The 16159-nt window shown below is 67.6% G+C and carries 13 protein-coding genes; 10 read left to right on the top strand and 3 right to left on the bottom strand.

All coding sequences use genetic code 11. The features are described 5' to 3' along the window. Positions 1-138: 138 nt before the first annotated feature. The 10 genes from ACM6LU_RS37295 to ACM6LU_RS37250 all read left to right on the top strand — a co-directional run bounded on the left by ACM6LU_RS37295 (position 139) and on the right by ACM6LU_RS37250 (position 12415). A complete protein-coding gene (locus tag ACM6LU_RS37295; protein WP_414942577.1) occupies positions 139-1443 on the top strand; it encodes an amino acid deaminase in 1305 nt (434 codons plus the stop codon). Between the two features lie 33 nt (positions 1444-1476). Next, on the top strand, positions 1477-3069 hold the full coding sequence (locus tag ACM6LU_RS37290) for an N-acyl-D-amino-acid deacylase family protein (protein ID WP_414942576.1): 1593 nt from the start codon (positions 1477-1479) through the stop codon (positions 3067-3069). Between the two features lie 177 nt (positions 3070-3246). Further along, a complete protein-coding gene (locus tag ACM6LU_RS37285) occupies positions 3247-4635 on the top strand; it encodes a GntP family permease (RefSeq protein WP_414942575.1) in 1389 nt (462 codons plus the stop codon). A gap of 27 nt (positions 4636-4662) precedes the next feature. Continuing rightward, positions 4663-5793: a lactonase family protein gene (locus ACM6LU_RS37280; RefSeq protein ID WP_414942574.1), complete on the top strand. Its 1131-nt coding sequence runs from the start codon at positions 4663-4665 to the stop codon at positions 5791-5793. 12 nt (positions 5794-5805) lie between these two features. After that, positions 5806-7089, top strand: coding sequence for an extracellular solute-binding protein (locus tag ACM6LU_RS37275; protein WP_414942573.1), 1284 nt, complete (start codon positions 5806-5808; stop codon positions 7087-7089). Further along, the gene (locus ACM6LU_RS37270) at positions 7090-8049 is read left to right on the top strand and encodes a carbohydrate ABC transporter permease (RefSeq protein ID WP_414942572.1); all 960 of its coding nucleotides are present in this window, start codon (positions 7090-7092) and stop codon (positions 8047-8049) included. Continuing rightward, the gene (locus tag ACM6LU_RS37265) at positions 8040-8906 is read left to right on the top strand and encodes a carbohydrate ABC transporter permease (RefSeq protein ID WP_414942571.1); all 867 of its coding nucleotides are present in this window, start codon (positions 8040-8042) and stop codon (positions 8904-8906) included. Before ACM6LU_RS37270 ends, ACM6LU_RS37265 begins: the two co-directional genes overlap by 10 nt. A gap of 1 nt (position 8907) precedes the next feature. Further along, positions 8908-10314 (top strand): beta-N-acetylhexosaminidase, encoded by a 1407-nt coding sequence (locus ACM6LU_RS37260; RefSeq protein WP_414942570.1) that lies wholly within the window; start codon positions 8908-8910, stop codon positions 10312-10314. Positions 10315-10361: 47 nt separating this feature from the next. After that, positions 10362-10964 (top strand): hypothetical protein, encoded by a 603-nt coding sequence (locus ACM6LU_RS37255; RefSeq protein ID WP_414942569.1) that lies wholly within the window; start codon positions 10362-10364, stop codon positions 10962-10964. A gap of 197 nt (positions 10965-11161) precedes the next feature. Further along, positions 11162-12415, top strand: coding sequence for a choice-of-anchor Q domain-containing protein (locus ACM6LU_RS37250; RefSeq protein WP_414942568.1), 1254 nt, complete (start codon positions 11162-11164; stop codon positions 12413-12415). Positions 12416-12671: 256 nt separating this feature from the next. On the opposite strand, the gene ACM6LU_RS37245 is transcribed toward ACM6LU_RS37250, so the two are convergent. From ACM6LU_RS37245 to ACM6LU_RS37235, 3 genes are all read right to left on the bottom strand, one after another. Beyond that, entirely contained in the window at positions 12672-13220 is a 549-nt protein-coding gene (locus ACM6LU_RS37245; RefSeq protein WP_414942567.1) for a snapalysin family zinc-dependent metalloprotease, read from the bottom strand. 379 nt (positions 13221-13599) lie between these two features. Then, entirely contained in the window at positions 13600-14268 is a 669-nt protein-coding gene (locus ACM6LU_RS37240) for a response regulator (RefSeq protein ID WP_414942566.1), read from the bottom strand. Further along, positions 14265-15881 carry an ATP-binding protein gene (locus ACM6LU_RS37235; protein ID WP_414942565.1) on the bottom strand — a complete coding sequence of 539 codons (1617 nt, stop codon included), beginning with the start codon at positions 15879-15881 and terminating at the stop codon, positions 14265-14267. The genes ACM6LU_RS37240 and ACM6LU_RS37235 overlap by 4 nt, the downstream gene beginning before the upstream one ends. Between the last annotated feature and the right edge of the window lie 278 nt (positions 15882-16159).

Here is a 16159-nt window from a genome sequence, read left to right as displayed (position 1 = left end):
CCCGGGCGGCCAAGGCTCACCTGTCACTTCCGCGTCTCCTCGTCGTCACCCCGTTGACCTCTAGCGGACCGGATGCTACACCTATCCCACGCAATATGCGCAACGTCCGTTGCAACATACGCAACCGAGGTGAACCTCATGTTCGAAGCCGGCACCATCGATTCCGCCGCGGTCGCGGCCGTCCGGGAGGAGCGCGTCGACTGGCGCTTCCGCTCGGTGGCGCCTTCGCTGTCCGGACTCACGATCGGCGAGGCCGCCGCCCGCGGCGCGAAGCTGTTCGACGACGGCTTCTTCGGTCCGTTCGTCGTGCTCGACGCGGAAGCCGTCGAGCACAACGTCCGCACGATGGCCGACTGGTGCGCCGAACGCGGGATCGCGCTGGCCCCGCACGGCAAGACGACGATGGCGCCGCAGCTGTTCGAGCGGCAGCTCCAGCACGGCGCATGGGGCATCACCTGCGCGAACGCCGGGCACCTGCGGATCTACCGTGCTTTCGGCGTCTCCCGGATCCTGCTGGCGAACCAGCTGGTCGACCCGTCGGGTCTGGAGTGGCTCTCCGCGGAATTGGACGCCGACGACGACTTCGAGTTCGTCTGCTGGGTCGACTCGGTCCATGGTGTCGACCTGATGACCGAGGCCCTGCGCGGCGCTCGGCGCAAGGTCGACGTCCTGGTCGAACTCGGTGCCGAAGGTGGCCGGACCGGGGTCCGTGACACCGATACCGCGCTCGCCGTCGCCGAAGCCGCCCACGCGAGCCCGGCCCTGCGCCTGCGTGGTTCCGGCGGTTACGAGGGCGCGCTTTCCCACCACACGGACGAAAAATCGCTGCGACTGATCAGTTCCTATGTGGACGGTCTGCGCGAACTCGTCTTCGTCTTCTCCGAAAAGGGCCTGCTCGACGACGCCGGTCAGATCATCGTCACCGGCGGCGGCAGTGCCTACTTCGACCGGGTCGCCGACGAGCTCACCAAGGACTGGGGTGGCCTGGACGTCCTGCCGATCCTGCGCGGCGGCGCGTACGTCACTCACGACGACGGCTTCTACCGGGTGATCTCGCCGCTGGGTGAAAGCCCGCGCATCGACGGCGTGGCTTCGTTCCTTCCCGCTCTGCGCGCTTGGGCGCAGGTGACGTCGAGGCCGACGGACGAACTCGCGCTGCTCACCATCGGCAAACGGGACGCGTCCTTCGACGAAGGCATGCCCGAGCCGCGCCTGATCCGCAAAGGTGACGGGCCACCGTCCGCGCTCGAAGGTCATTCCATCCAGAAGATGAACGACCAGCACGCCTTCCTCACGCTGCCCGCGTCCTCGCCGGTCGAGGTCGGCGACTGGATCGCACTCGGCCTGTCGCATCCGTGCACCGTGTTCGACAAGTGGCCCCTCATTCCGGTCGTCGGCCCCGACGGCGAGACCGTACTCGATTTCGTCCGCACCCATTTCTGATCCGTCCTCAACCGCCGCAGAGGAAGAATCGCCATGGACATCGTTGTCCGCTCCGTACTGGTCGCCGACGGCACCGGGGATCCGCTCACCAGGCACGACGTGGGCATCACCGACGGCCGGATCGCCAGTGTCGCCGAACCGGGTTCGCTCGCGGGCCGCCGCACCATCGACGCCGAAGGACTCGTGCTCGCACCCGGGTTCATCGACATGCATTCACATTCCGACCTCCAGCTGCTCGCGAACCCTGATCACTTCGCGAAGCTCTCGCAGGGCGTCACGACCGAAGTGCTCGGGCAGGACGGCCTCTCCTACGCACCCGTGAACGACGACGTCCTCACGGCGCTGCGCCAGCAGCTCGCCGGCTGGAACGACGACCCCGCCGGATTCGACTGGAACTGGCGTTCGGTCGGGGAATACCTCGACCGGCTCGACGCCGGGGTCGCGGTCAACGCGGCCTACCTGGTGCCGCAGGGTACCGTCCGCATGCTCACCGTCGGCTGGGACGACCGTCCGGCGACCGAAGCCGAGATGAACGCGATGAAGGAACTCATCGCGACCGGGCTGGCCGAGGGTGCGATGGGTATGTCGTCCGGCCTCACCTACACGCCGGGGATGTACGCGACCACCGAGGAACTCGTCGAGCTGTGCCGGGTCGTCGGGGAGAACGGCGGCTTCTACAGTCCGCACCACCGCAGCTACGGCAAAGGCGCGCTCGAAGCGTTCGGCGAGATGGTCGACGTCTCCCGCCGTTCGGGCTGCCCGCTGCACCTCGCGCACGCCACGATGAACTTCTCGGTCAACAAGGGCAAGGCGCCCCAGTTGCTGGAGCTGCTCGACCAGGCGCTCGACGACGGCTGCGACATCACGCTGGACACCTATCCCTATCTCCCTGGCGCCACTTACCTTTCCGCGCTGCTGCCCAGCTGGTCGGCCGAAGGCGGGCTGGACGCCACCCTCGCCCGATTGTCCGATGTGGACGCTCGCGAGCGGATCCGCGCCGAGATCGAGGAGACCGGTTCCGACGGCGCCCACGGGGTGCCGATCGACTGGGAGGCCATCGAGATCAACGGCGTCCGCCGCGACGAAAACTCGCACCTCGTCGGGCATTCCGTCGCCGCTTCGGCGCGGCGCGCCGGGAAACCGGCCGCGGAGCTGTACTTCGACGTCCTGCTCTCGGAAAAACTCGGCACGTCCTGCCTGATGCATGTCGGGCACGAGGAGAACGTCCAGGCGATCATGCGGCACCGCACGCACACCGGCGGCAGCGACGGGCTGCTCGTCGGCGCGCGGCCGCACCCTCGCGCCTGGGGCACGTTCCCGCGTTACCTCGCGCGCTACGTCCGCGAACTCGGCGTCCTCGACCTCGCCGAATGCGTCTCACATCTCACCGGCCGCGCGGCGGAGCGCCTGCGGCTGACCGACCGGGGCCTCGTCCGCGCCGGCTACGCGGCGGACCTCGTGCTGTTCGACCCGGAAACCATCGCCGACACGGCCACGTTCGACGAACCGCGGCAGCAGGCCGCCGGTATCCCCTATGTCTTCGTCAACGGCGTCGCCGCCATCGACGATGGTCGACCGACCGGCGCGCTCGCCGGCCATTCACTGAGAGCTTGTCGGCGGAGCTGATATGTACCTGATGAAAGTGACCATACGCATGAACCCGCCTCGGCCGAAGGCCCCGCTATCGCGGTGGCAGGGCGCACTGTCCGCGCACCGTGACGATCATGACCAGGCGGCGTCCTGCCGACGTCGATCGCGGTCGCGGGTTCACCAACAGACACTGCGCGACCCCGGGAGTGCCCGATGATCGATTGGCTCCAACATTCGACGGGAGGTCTCCTGACCCTCGCCGCCGTCTCGATCGCGGTTTTGCTGTTCCTCATCATCAAGGTCAAGCTCGAACCCTTCATCGCGTTGATCGTGGTCGGCCTGCTGACCGCGCTGGCCGCGGGCCTGCCGGTCGGCCAGATCGTCGGCTCCGCGCAGAAGGCGTCGGAATCCCTGCTGGAAAAGGGTTTCGGCGGGATTCTCGGGCATATCGCCGCGATCATCGGACTCGGCACCATCCTCGGGTCCATTTTGGAGCGTTCCGGCGGGGCGAAGGTGCTCACCGGCGCACTGCTGCGGGCCATCGGCGAGAAGCGGGCCCCGCTGGCGATGGGCCTCGCCGGGTTCGTGTTCGGTATCCCGGTCTTCTTCGACATCGGCATCTTCGTGCTGGCGCCGCTGGTCTACGTCGCCGCCAAGCAGGGCGGCCGTTCGCTGGTGCTGTACGCGCTGCCCCTGCTCGCCGGTCTTTCCATCACGCACGCGTTCCTCCCGCCGCACCCCGGCCCGGTGGCCGCGGCGGGCCTGCTGCACGTGGAACTCGGCTGGATCATCCTGATGGGCCTGGTCTGCGGTATCCCGGCGTTCCTGATCGGCGGTGTCGCGTACTCGACCTGGATCGGCAAGCGCGTCGACGTTCCGGTCCCCGCGGAATTCCTGGTCGCGGAAGGCGAAGGGGAAAAGGAAGAGAAACCGCCATCGCTCAAGCTGGTGGCGGCGATCATCGCGGTCCCGCTGGTGCTGATCCTCGCCGGGACCTTCGGCAGCATCTGGCTCCCGAAGAACTCCGCTCCGGCCGGTGTCGCCGCGTTCATCGGCACCCCGGCGGTCGCGCTGACGATCTCGGTGCTGCTCGCGTCCTGGCTGCTGGGCCTGCGCCGAGGCTTGACGGGCAAGGATTTGAGTGAGCTTTCGGCGAAGTCGCTCCGCCCGGTCGCGATGATCCTGCTGGTGGTCGGCGCGGGCGCGTTCTTCGGCGCCGTGCTGTCCGCGACGGGGATCGGCAAGGCTGTCGCGGGTTCGCTCGACAACGCCGGTCTCCCGGTCATCCTGGCGGCCTACGTGATCAGTTGCGGAATGCGGATCGCGCAGGGTTCGGCGACCGTCGCGATCGTCACCACCAGCGGCATCGTCGCGCCGACGGTGGCGACGCTTGGCTACTCACAGATCCAGCTCGCGCTGCTGGTCGTCGCGATCTCGGCCGGGTCGATCATCGCCTCCCACGTGAACGACGGTGGCTTCTGGATCATCTCGCGGTACTTCAACATGACGGTGCCGCAGACCCTGAAAACCTGGACCGTCCTGGAAACCGTCCTTTCCGTTTCCGGTTTCGGCGTGGCAGCATTGCTTATGGCAGTGGTTTAAACCACCTGAAAGCTGGGAGAGATCACGATGACCGGACTCGATCGACGCACCTTCCTCGGCGCCGTCGGAGCGGCTGGACTCACCACCGTTCTCGGTTCCCACCTGGCCAATGCTTCCGAACAGCTCTGCGAACCGAAGGGAACCGGGGCCATTTACCTCAGCAGTTACACCAGTTCCGGGCACGGACTCGATGTCGCTCACCGGGACACGACCACGAACGCGCTGGTCGTCGACCGGACGATTCCGGGGGTCAGCAACGCCTCCTGGTTCGACATCAGCGCCGACCGCAAGACGCTGTACGTGACCAACGAGGACGAGAACGGTCAGATCTCCGCACTGAGCCTTGCCGATCCGGCGAAACCCAAACTGCTCAACAAGAAGTCGGCCAAAGGCAAGCACCCGACGCATCTGACCGTCCATTCGAGCCAGAAGTACGTGCTGGCCGCGAACTACAGCAGTGGCAGTGTCGTCGTGCTCCCGATCCTCGCGGGCGGGAAACTCGGCGACGTCGTCGATCTGGCCCAGCACAAGGGCGCCGAGCGGGCCGCGCACGCGCATCAGGTCGTCAACGACCCGACCGGCAAGTGGGTGCTCTCGGTCGACCTCGGCGCGGATTCGGTCTACGTCTACAAGCTCGACACCACGACCGGGAAACTCAAGCTGAATCAGCAGCTGAAGCTCCCGTCGGGCCCCGGGCCCCGGCACCTCGCTTTCCACCCGAACGGCAAGTACGCGTACATCCTCGGTGAGTTGCGAGCCGAGGTGACCGTCGCGGCGTGGAACCCGGCCACCGGGAAACTGTCCGCCGGGCAGGTGGTCCCGGCCGTTCCGGCGGGGACGCCCGGCGCACAGTACCCGGGCGAGATCACCACGTCCAAGGACGGCAGGTTCGTCTACGCGTCGGTGCGCGGTTCCGACACGATCGCTTCGTTCGGTGTCGGCGAGGGCGGGAAGTCCCTGAAGCTGCTGAACAACGCGCCCGTCGGCGGAGTGTACCCGCGCCACATCACGCTCGATCCGACCGAACGCTGGTTCTACGTCTCGAGCGACAAGTCCGGCACACTCAGCTGGCTGCCGCGCGACCCCGCCACCGGTCTTCCGGGGGCGGTCGCCGGGAAACTCGCGCTCGCCCAAGTCAATTCCGTCTTTTTCGCATAAGGAGAAACTCCCATGAGAACTCGCGTCCTCATCGCGGGCCTCGCGGCGGTCGGCCTCGTCGCGGGCTGTGCGCCTGCCCAGAACACCCCCGCCGCGGGCGGCGGTGACGAGAAGACCGGCACGGTCCGGGTCTGGCTGTTCGACGAGGCCAACCGCGCACCGAAGGAAGCCGCGGTCAAGGAGGCGATCGCCGAGTTCAAGGCGGCGCATTCGGGTGTCGAGATCGACGTCCAGTGGATCCCGGTGGAAGGCCGCGCGGACAAGTTCTCCGGCGCCTTCAACGACCCGGCCAGCGCGCCGGACGTCGCCGAGTTCGGCAACACCGACGTCTCCAGCTACGCCGCCACCGGCGCGCTGGCCGACCTGACCGGTGACCTGTCGTCGTGGAAGGAGGGTTCCGACCTCCTTCCCGCCGTGCTGGAAACGGCCAAGTCCGGCGGCAAGACGTACGGCCTGCCGTGGTTCACCGGCATCCGCGCGTTGTACTACCGCACGGACCTCTTCGCCGAACTCGGCCTCAAGCCGCCCGCGACGCTGGCGGAACTGACCGAGACCGCGAGGACGATCCGTGCCAAGAAGCCGGAGCTGTACGGTATCTCCGTCGGTGGCAAGTACACCTACGCGATGCTGCCGTTCCTGTGGGCGCACGGCGGCGAGATCGCCAAGCAGGACGGCGACAAATGGAAGTCCACTATGGACTCCGAGCAGACCAAGGCCGGAGTGGCCGCGTACGCGAACCTGCTGAAGGCGGACATCTGCCCGCCCGAGCAGTGCGCCAACCTCACCGGAACGCAGAGCATCACGGCCTTCGCGGGCGGCAAGGCCGGCATGTCGATCGGTGGTGACTTCAACCGCAAGGCCGTCGAAGCCGGTCAGGTCAAGGGGAAGTACGCGATCATCCCGATCCCTGGCACCGAGGCGGGCAAGATCGCCCCGGCGTTCGCGGGCGGGAACCTGCTCGGCGTGTTCAACGCGACCAAGCGCAAGAGCCTCGCGGTCGAGTTCACCGAACTGCTCGGTGGCGCGAAGTACCAGGAGAAGATGTACATCGCCATGGGCAACCTGCCCACGCTCGGCGGTGTCCAGCAGAAGGTCGCCGCGAGCGACCCGTCCGTCAAGCCGTTCGTCGACACGCTCACCGCGGGCACGAAGTTCGTCCCCGCCACCGCGGCGTGGTCGAAGATCGACGCACAGAACGTGCTGCCGACTGCGATCCAGCAGATCGCGACCGGCGGCAAGGACCCCGCGGCCGCACTGGCCACCGCGTCCGCCGAGATGAACAAGGCGTTCGGCTAAGTGGTCACGAAAGAGATTCCCCGCACCACGGCTCCGGCCGTCCCGGCACGGCGGTCCCCCCGCCGTCGCCGGGACGGGCGGGCGGCCCTGCTCTACCTCGCTCCCGGCGGCATCCTGCTGCTGGCGATGCTGGTCTACCCGATCTACCAGCTCGTCCTGATCTCGTTCTACGACTACGGCCAGCCGCAGGCCGTCGGCAACGCGCCGTTGGTGTTCCTCGGCTTCGGAAACTACGTCGACCTGCTCGAGAACATCCAGTTCTGGGAAGTGCTGGCCAAGACCCTCGGCTTCACGGCGGTCTGTGTCGTCGGCAGTCTCGCGCTCGGGACGGGGCTGGCCGTCCTGGCGACCCGGGTCCGCACCTGGGCACGGGTCCCGCTGTTCCTGGCGGCACTGGCCGCATGGGCGACACCGGCGATGGCGGGCTCGTACGTCTGGCTGTTCCTGTTCGACTCGGACTTCGGCCTGGTGAACGAGGTGCTCTCGGGCCTCGGGCTCACCGGGATGGCGAATCACTCCTGGACCTTCGGCACGTTCAGCACGTTCGGGCTGGTGGCCGCCGAAGTCATCTGGTGCTCGTTCCCGTTCGTCATGGTGACGATGTACGCGGGGCTCAAGGGAGTGCCGGAGGAGGTCGTCGAGGCCGCGTATCTCGACGGCGCGTCGACCTGGCGCACCACGTGGTCGATCACGCTGCCGATGGTGCGGCCGCTGCTGACCATCGCCACGATCCAGTCGATCATCTGGGACTTCAAGATCTTCACCCAGATTTACGTGATGACCAATGGTGGCGGCGTGGCCGGGCGCAACCTCGTGCTCAACGTCTTCGCCTATCAACAGGCCTTCGCCGGACAGGAATACGGTCTCGGCGCGGCACTCGGAGTAGTGATGACCTTGCTGCTGCTGTCCATCACCGGGCTGTACGTCCGGTCGCAACGCCGGAGCGCGGGATGGGTGTGACCGCGGGCCGTCGAGTTCACAAGCCCGGCAGGCTGATCGCCGAGATCATCTGCGTGGTGATCGCCGGGATGGTCGCGTTCCCGGTGTACTGGATGGTGCTTTCGGCGTTCAAACCCACCGGGCAGATCCAGGCGGAGAACCCGCGGCCGTGGACGCTCACGCCGACGCTGGAGCACTTCGAACGGGTGCTCAGCGGCGAGGGATTCGCGCTGTTCTTCCTGAACAGCGTGATCGTCGCCGTCGTGGTGGTGGCGTTGTCGCTGCTGCTTTCGTTCCTTTCGGCGGTCGCGCTGACCCGGTTCAACTTCAAGGGCAAGACCGTCCTGCTCGTGATGGTGCTGGTGGCGCAGATGGTGCCGGTCGAGGCGCTGACCATTCCGCTGTTCTTCCTGATGCGATCGGTCGGCGACGTCGCGCCGGCGTTCGGCACCAACCATCTCGGCTCGCTGATCCTGGTGCACCTGGCGTTCAGCCTGCCGTTCGCGATCTGGATGCTGCGCGGCTTCGTCGCCGCGGTGCCGCAGGAACTGGAAGAGGCGTCGAAGATCGACGGGGCGAGCCGCATGCGGTTCACCTGGCAGATCCTCTTCCCGCTGGTGGCGCCCGGACTGGTGGCGATCAGCGTGCTGGCCTTCATCCACGCCTGGAACGACTTCCTGTTCGCCAAGACGTTCATCATCTCCAACACCGAGAACCAGACGCTCCCGCTGGCGATCCTGGTGTTCTTCAAACCGGAGGACACCGACTGGGGCGCGGTGATGGCGGGCTCGACCCTGATGACCATCCCGGTGCTGGTGTTCTTCATCCTCGTGCAACGACGACTCGTGTCCGTCATGGGCGGCGCGGTGAAGGGCTGACATGCCTGGCTTCGAAACTCTGCTCCCCCGTCCCGTCTCGGTGGAATCGCTGCCGGGAGAGTGTTCAGTACCGTCCGAAGTGGACGTTCGCATCGATGCCGGGCTGCCCGCCGAGGGCTACCGGCTGGAGATCGACCCGTCCGGCGTGACACTGCGCGCGGCCGACGCGGCGGGCGAGCTGTACGGCCGCCAAACGCTCCGGCAGCTCATCGGCCCGGACGCGTTCCGGGCCGCGTCCATCCTCGGTGGAGAGGCCACGATCCCGTGCGGGGTGGTGACCGACCACCCGCGCTTCGGCTGGCGTGGTTGTTTACTCGACGTGGCAAGGCATTTCCGGACCAAGGCCGAGGTGCTGCGGTTCATCGACCTGCTGGCGGCGCACAAGCTCAACGTGCTCAACCTGCACCTGACCGACGACCAGGGCTGGCGGATCGAGATCCCCGAGTTCCCCAGACTGACCGAGGTCGGCGGCTGGCGGAAGTCGTCCATGGTCGGGCGGCACGACGGCCCGGAACGCGACGGACGGCCGCACGGCGGGTTCTACCCGACCGACGACCTGCGCGAGATCGTCGCGTACGCCGCCTCGCGCTCGGTGACCGTGGTCCCGGAAGTCGACATCCCCGGGCACGCGCGGGCCGCGATCGCCGCCTATCCCGAACTCGGGCCGGAGACCGCCGAACCGTGGGAGGTCTGGACGAGTTGGGGTATCAGCACGTCACTGCTGAACACGGAGAAGTCCACTGTGGACTTCTTCAAGGGCGTCTTCGACCACGTGCTGGAGATCTTCCCGTCCGAGGTCATCGCGCTCGGCGGCGACGAGGTACCCGGCGCGACCGGGGAACACGGCCGGTTCGTCCGCGAGATCGCCCGGCATCTGGTCGAACGAGGACGTCGTCCGCTCGGCTGGGACGAGGTGCTCGAAGCGGGCGACCTGCCCCCGATGGTCATCGGCTCGTGGCAGAGCGAGGCGGCCGGAGCGCGTGCCGCCGCGGCCGGGCACGACGTCGTCATGTGCCCCGAGGAGCACGTGTACCTGGATCACCGGCAGTCGGACCACCCCGACGAACCGATCCCCGTCGGCTATCTGCGGACACTGGAGGACATCTACGGCTACGAGCCGGTGCCCGCGGATTTCCCCGCTGACCGGACGATTCTCGGCACCCAGGCGCAGGTGTGGGCGGAGCATTTGGACACCATGCGCCGCGTCGACTACGCCGCCTTCCCGCGGTTGAGCGCTTTCGCCGAGGTGGCGTGGAGCAGCCCGGAAGGCCGGGACTACGCGGAATTCCTGCCGCGCCTGCGGGACCACCACCTGCCGCGGCTGGACGCGTTGGGAGTCGAGTACCGGCCGCTGGACGGGCCTCATCCGTGGCAGACCCGGCCTGGGGTTCCTGGACGGCCGCGCTAGAAGCCCTTATTTGCGCCTGGCGCAGGTAAGGGGGCCATCATGTACTGATGAGTGATCAGTCCGCGCGGTGGGTCGACGCCACCCAGCTCCCTGAAGAACTCGTCGTACTCCTCGACTCCCTCGGCCCCGGCGAGGAAGTGCGCATCATCCGGAACGGCAGGACGATCGGGACGATGACGGGCACGGTTCACGAAGACCGATTCCCAGCGACGGACGCCGAGGACGTCACGGTCGTGGCCACCGCCATGAAGCTGTCGGAGTCGGCGCGGTCCGCGTTGTCCGATCGGCTCGGCCCCGGTTACATCGTGCTGGACCTGCACTCGGCCCCCACCAGCATCGACGTCCTGCTGGTACCACCGGTCAGCCCGCAGTTGATCGCGAACTTCCGGGCGCTGTACCCGAAGGCACGGGTGGTGATCGCGGAAATCGAGGACGCCGAACTCGGAGTGCGTTACGAAGGCCCCGTCCGCCGCCTGCTCGACGCCGGCGCGGAGGTCTATCTCCCGTCCAGCACGATCCCGCGCCTGGCCGAGCAGCTGGACCGCACCATGACCCAGCTGCGCCAGCTCACCGGCGACACGTCGGTTCCCTTGACCATCGAATCGCCGCGGGACCGCGCCTCGACTGAGCACCGGTCGGGCGGCACCTGACGCAAGTAGTCCTCTAGTTGCGGTCGGTGGGCGTGAGTGAGCTTCCCCGCTCAGACCCTCCACTTCACCATCCGGCGCGAGACTCCTACCGGCGGCCAGTCGATCTCCACGTCGCCATGGTCGAGTGAGTTCACGTTGTACGACACCGTCGGCGTCTTTGTACGAGCCTTGTGCGGCAGGTGGTTACGGTCCGCGGAATGTCCTGGAAACTGCTTTCCGTGAGCCTGCTCGCCGCAGTCGCGTGCACCGGATTCACGACGGCCGAAGCCGCTTCGAAGACCTACTACGTCGACCAGGTCTCCGGCAGCGACACCGCGAGCGGCACCTCGCAGCAAACCCCGTGGAAATCGCTGTCGAAGGTCTCCGCGACCTCGTTCGCCGCGGGCGACACCGTTCTGCTGCGCCGCGGCTCGGCCTGGCCCGGCGGCCTCACCGTCAAGGGATCAGGCGTCACGATCGGCGCGTACGGCACCGGTGCCCGCCCGATCGTCAAGGGCAACACCGAAGCGTGCGTCGATCTGCCAGGCAACGACAACCGCGTGCAGAACCTGCAAATCGGCGTCGCCGCCGACGCCGGGCGCTGCTCGTGGGCCGGGGTGAAGGTGTCCGGCGACCGCAACAAAGTGCTGTCGAACCTGATCACCGGTGCCGGCGCGGGCGTGTACATCGCGCCGTCTGCCGACCACACCGAGGTCACGCAGAACGACCTCGTCGACAACAACCACATGACCGTCGTGACCCCGGGCGGTGACGACGATTCCGGCGCGTTCGCCGTACTGGTCCAGGGCAACGACTCCGACATCGGCTGGAACCGGATCAGCGGCTCGATCGCGAAGTCCGACGACTTCGGCGGCCTCGACGGCGCCGCGGTCGAAATCTTCTACGGGTCACGCAACGTCATCCACCACAACATCTCCGAAGACAACGAGACCTTCACCGAACTCGGCACGGACGCCGACGATCCCGACGGCGTCTCGACCGGCAACGTCTTCGAGTACAACGCGGTCTTCGGCGTCAAGACTCGCGGCGGGATCATCACGCGCGGAGCCGAGGACGGGAACGGGCCGGTGCTCGGGACGGTGTTCCGCAACAACTCGCTGCGGCTCTCGAACGCCGAGTCGGAGGGTTTCGTCTGCTACGGCGGCTGCACGAACCAGATGCTGAGGATGACGCAGAACGTCGTTCAGGCCGCGTTGAAGGTCGGCTACGCGGACCCGGGCTTCACCGCGACGGACCACAACGTCTACTTCGGCGGGCTGCGGCAGTTCACGGCGGGCGCGACGGACAAGGTCGCCGATCCGAAGTTCACGTCGGCGACGAACCTCGTGTTGAAGGCGGGAAGCCCGGCGATCGACCTCGGCACCACGAGGTACGACGACCGTGACGTCGACGGCAATCCGGTCCACGCCGGTGCCCGGGTCGATGCGGGGGCCTACGAGTTCCAGGGCTAGAACGCCGTGAAGGCCTCCTTTCCTACCTCGAGAGTCAGGGTCTCGGCGACGTCGCGGAGCTGCTGGTCAGCGCTGTGTTGACGAAGCTCCGCGACCGGTGTGCCTCCGCGACGATGAAGGAATGGGGATACTCAACGTCCCCATTCCTTCATCAACAGCCTCATACAGCGACGAAGGGCCGCCTGCTCTGCAAGACCTCAACCTTGCCGGGTCCCTGCGCCTAGCGCAGGAAAGGAGGCCTCCAGGGACTTCAGCGTCAGTTGTAGATGCGCTGGATGGCGCCCGCCGCGACGAGCCCGTTGGCCCACAGCGAGTTCACCCGCGAGACCTCCTGGGCGTTCGGGTTCGCGTTGGTGCAGGACGGGCCGGGGCCGCCGCCGGACATCAGCTCGGAGCACGGGCCCTGGTAGTGGTCCGGCAGGCCGAGCGCGTGGCCGGTCTCGTGCGCGGCGATCCGCGTCTGGTCGTACCGCTGCGCCTGCGTGTAGTCGATGAAGATGGTGCCGCGGCCGTGGCCGTCGGTCTCGGCGTACGAGCCAGAGGGGTCGTTGCCCTCGGTGTAGCGCAGCGTGGCCCCGGAGGAGCTCTCCCGCAGCTTCACGTTGGACACCGAGTTGTTCCAGTTCGCCGCACCCGCCTGGATGGCGGCACGGAAGCTGGGCGCTCCCGAGGCGTCGTAGTAGACCGTGGTCACCGCGGCGGTTTGCTGAGCAGGCTGGACCGCGGCCGCAGCCTGACCCGCGGTGACCGGGACGGCGAGCAGCGCCAAACTCACGGACGCGGAGACGAAGAACTTCCTTGCCATGGAACCACTCCTTGTGCGGACAACGGAATGGTTCGTGAATCTAAGAGCGAAATCCGGGAACGGGCACCAACTTTCGTCGCTTCCGCCAGCTGGTGATTTACCAACACTTTCGCCCTATTGACATTCATGGCTTCGCATACGACCATGTCGCGACCACGGCCGCAACACCAGCTTGCCAGCCGATTCCGCGAGCGCCTCGGCCCGTCCGCGAGGTCGTAAGCCGTCGGTTCGCCCGGCGAACAGACCCCGGCGGCGATGAGGTCGCGGTAGCCGTTGCCTTCGCGACCGGGCCGGATCAGGCCCACTGACCCCGGTCCTCCGCGCGAGTTCGCCGATTTTCACCTGATCCGAGGCAGCCATCGGGCCGCCGAATAGATCGTTATACGGTTTTGGGTTTGTACCAGACCTCAGGGCGGCCGACCTGTCCGTAGCGGGGCTCGCGCTGGGCGAGGCCGTTGTCGGCCAGGTATTCGAGGTAGCGCCGCGCGGTGACCCGTGAGGCGCCGATCGCGGTCGCGGCCGCACCGGCGGACAGGCCGTCCGCGGCCGAGGCGAGGACCTCGGTGATCGCCTTCAGGGTCTGCCCGCTCATCCCCTTCGGCAGCACCTGCCGCTCGGTGGTGCGCAGCGTGCCGAGCGCCCGGTCGATCTCGGCCTGTCCGGTGACCTCGCCCGAAGCGCCGTGGAATTCGGCGTAGCGCTCGAGTTTCTCACGCAAGGAAGCGAAGGTGAACGGTTTCAGCAGGTACTGCACCACGCCGACCGACACGGCGGCCTTGACCAGCGCCAGGTCACGCGCCGAGGTCACCGCGATGACGTCGATCGGGAGCCCTGCCGCCCGCAGCGACCGGCAGACCGCAAGCCCGTGCGTATCCGGCAGGTAGAAGTCCAGCAGCACCAGGTCGACGGGCTCGCGTTCGCAGAACCGCAACGCGTCACCGCCGGAGTGGACGACGCCGGACACGGAGAAGCCGGGCATTCTCTCGACGTACACCCGGTGCGCGTCGGCGGCGACGGGTTCGTCCTCGACGACCAGCACCTTGATCATCGTCTCGACTCCTTCGGCGGCGTCGTCAGCGGCAAGCGCACGGTGAACACCGCGCCCTCGTCGCGGCCGACGTCGATGGTCCCACTGTGCCGCCGAACAGCCTGACCCACCAGTGCCAAGCCGAGCCCGTGGCCGTCCTCGGGTTTGGTGGACCAGCCGCGCCGGAAGACGTCCTCGACGTCGTCCACGCCGGGGCCGGTGTCGGCGACCCGCAGCAGCAACCCGTCGGCGTCGGACCGTACGGTGACCTCGACCCCGGGCCGTCCGCCGTCTCCGGCGGTGCCCGCCGCCGCGTCGATCCCGTTGTCGATCAGGTTGCCGAGGATGGTCACCAGGTCCCGCGGCGGCACGCCGGTGTCCGAGTCCTCCATGACCGTGTCGGGCGTGATCGTGAAGTCGACGCCGCGTTCGCTCGCCTCCGCCGCCTTGCCCAGCAGCAGCGCCGCGAGCACGGGCTCGGCGACCGCGCCGACCACCCGGTCGGTGAGTTCCTGTGCCAGCGCGAGTTCCTCGGTCGCGAACTCGACGGCCTGTTCTGGGCGCCCGATCTCGACCAGCGAAACGACGGTGTGGAGCCGATTCGCCGCCTCGTGCGCCTGCGATCGCAGCGCCTCGGCCAGTCCGCGCACGGTGGTCAGTTCACCGGTCAGCGCCTGGAGTTCCGTGTGGTCGCGCAGGATCACGACGGTGCCCATCGCCTCGCCGCGCGACCGCACGGGTGCGGTGCTGACCACGAGCACCCTGGCTTCGGTGAGGTGGAGTTCGTCGGTGCGCTCCTCCCCCGAGGTGAACGATTCGACGAGGTCTTCGGGAATGTCCAAGGCGGACAGTTCCAGGCCGACGGGGTCACCGTCGACGCCGAGCAGTGCGCGGGCGCCGTCGTTGCACAGCACCACCCGCCCGTCGCCACCGACGAGCAGCAGTCCCTCGCGCATCGAACGCAGGACGGCTTCGTGGTACTCGAACAGGTTGCTGAGTTCCTCGGGCGCGATCCCCCTGGTCTGCCGCCGGAGCCGGGCGCTGACCAGATAACTGCCGATCCCGCCGACCACCAGCACCGCCGCCGCGACACCGATCAGCGGCCACAGGCGTTCGCGGAGTTCGGCGTCGATCGCCTCGACGGTGATGCCGACCGAGACCAGCGCGACGACCTGTCCTCCGGTGCCGAGCACCGGGACCACGACGCGTTCGGACGGGCCGAGCGAACCGGCGTAGGTCTCGAGGACCTTGCCGCCACGTTGCGCCTCGCCGATGTTCCCGATGAACGGCTGCCCGATCAGCTCCGGATTCGGGTGGGTGTAGCGGATCCCGTTCGTGTCCATGATGGTCACGAAATCCACTTCCGTGTCCGCGCGGACACTCTGCGCGAACGGCTGCAGTGTCCGGCTGGGCTCCGATGTGGACAGTGCGGCGAGCACGCCGGGTGCGTCCGCCACCGCTTCGGCCACCGCGGTCACCTTGTCCCGCGCCCGGTCTTCGGTGGCCCTGACGGAATCGAGATAGGCGAAGGCCACGCCTGCCGCGACGAGCACGAAAAGCACCACGAGCTGGAGAATCAGCAGCTGGCGGGCGAGAGAACCACGCCTGGTCCGAATCCGCGTCGTCGAGGGCACGGACCCATACCAGCACACCGGCACACCGGCCGCTCGGTCCGCCCGGCCGGAATTCCCCGGAAACCACTCGCGCGAACTCAATGAACACAACCGTGACCCAGCTCACCAGGCCGGGTGATAGTGACCGGCGATCCCGGACACCCCCTGAGCTGGAGGCAAAGGTGCCTACACCGCCCGATGCGGCGCCGCGTCGCCGAGACAAGATGCATTACCTGTACCTGGCCGTGATCGCGGCGGTGGTCCTCGGCGTCATCGTCGGGTTCGCCGCGCCGGGTCTC

Origin of the sequence: Amycolatopsis sp. cmx-11-51, assembly GCF_047608665.1 — a bacterium.
Lineage (GTDB): Bacteria > Actinomycetota > Actinomycetes > Mycobacteriales > Pseudonocardiaceae > Amycolatopsis.
The sequence above is the reverse complement of the archived record's forward strand: the minus strand, read 5'-3'. Positions and strand labels throughout refer to the sequence as shown.

Coding starts and splice junctions, on each gene's coding strand:
- ACM6LU_RS37255 (WP_414942569.1), top strand. CDS start 10,362: ATGAGTGATCAGTCCGCGCGGTGGGTCGACGCCACCCAGCTCCCTGAA.
- ACM6LU_RS37265 (WP_414942571.1), top strand. CDS start 8,040: ATGGGTGTGACCGCGGGCCGTCGAGTTCACAAGCCCGGCAGGCTGATC.
- ACM6LU_RS37245 (WP_414942567.1), bottom strand. CDS start 13,220: ATGGCAAGGAAGTTCTTCGTCTCCGCGTCCGTGAGTTTGGCGCTGCTC.
- ACM6LU_RS37295 (WP_414942577.1), top strand. CDS start 139: ATGTTCGAAGCCGGCACCATCGATTCCGCCGCGGTCGCGGCCGTCCGG.
- ACM6LU_RS37275 (WP_414942573.1), top strand. CDS start 5,806: ATGAGAACTCGCGTCCTCATCGCGGGCCTCGCGGCGGTCGGCCTCGTC.
- ACM6LU_RS37290 (WP_414942576.1), top strand. CDS start 1,477: ATGGACATCGTTGTCCGCTCCGTACTGGTCGCCGACGGCACCGGGGAT.
- ACM6LU_RS37240 (WP_414942566.1), bottom strand. CDS start 14,268: ATGATCAAGGTGCTGGTCGTCGAGGACGAACCCGTCGCCGCCGACGCG.
- ACM6LU_RS37250 (WP_414942568.1), top strand. CDS start 11,162: ATGTCCTGGAAACTGCTTTCCGTGAGCCTGCTCGCCGCAGTCGCGTGC.
- ACM6LU_RS37285 (WP_414942575.1), top strand. CDS start 3,247: ATGATCGATTGGCTCCAACATTCGACGGGAGGTCTCCTGACCCTCGCC.
- ACM6LU_RS37280 (WP_414942574.1), top strand. CDS start 4,663: ATGACCGGACTCGATCGACGCACCTTCCTCGGCGCCGTCGGAGCGGCT.
- ACM6LU_RS37260 (WP_414942570.1), top strand. CDS start 8,908: ATGCCTGGCTTCGAAACTCTGCTCCCCCGTCCCGTCTCGGTGGAATCG.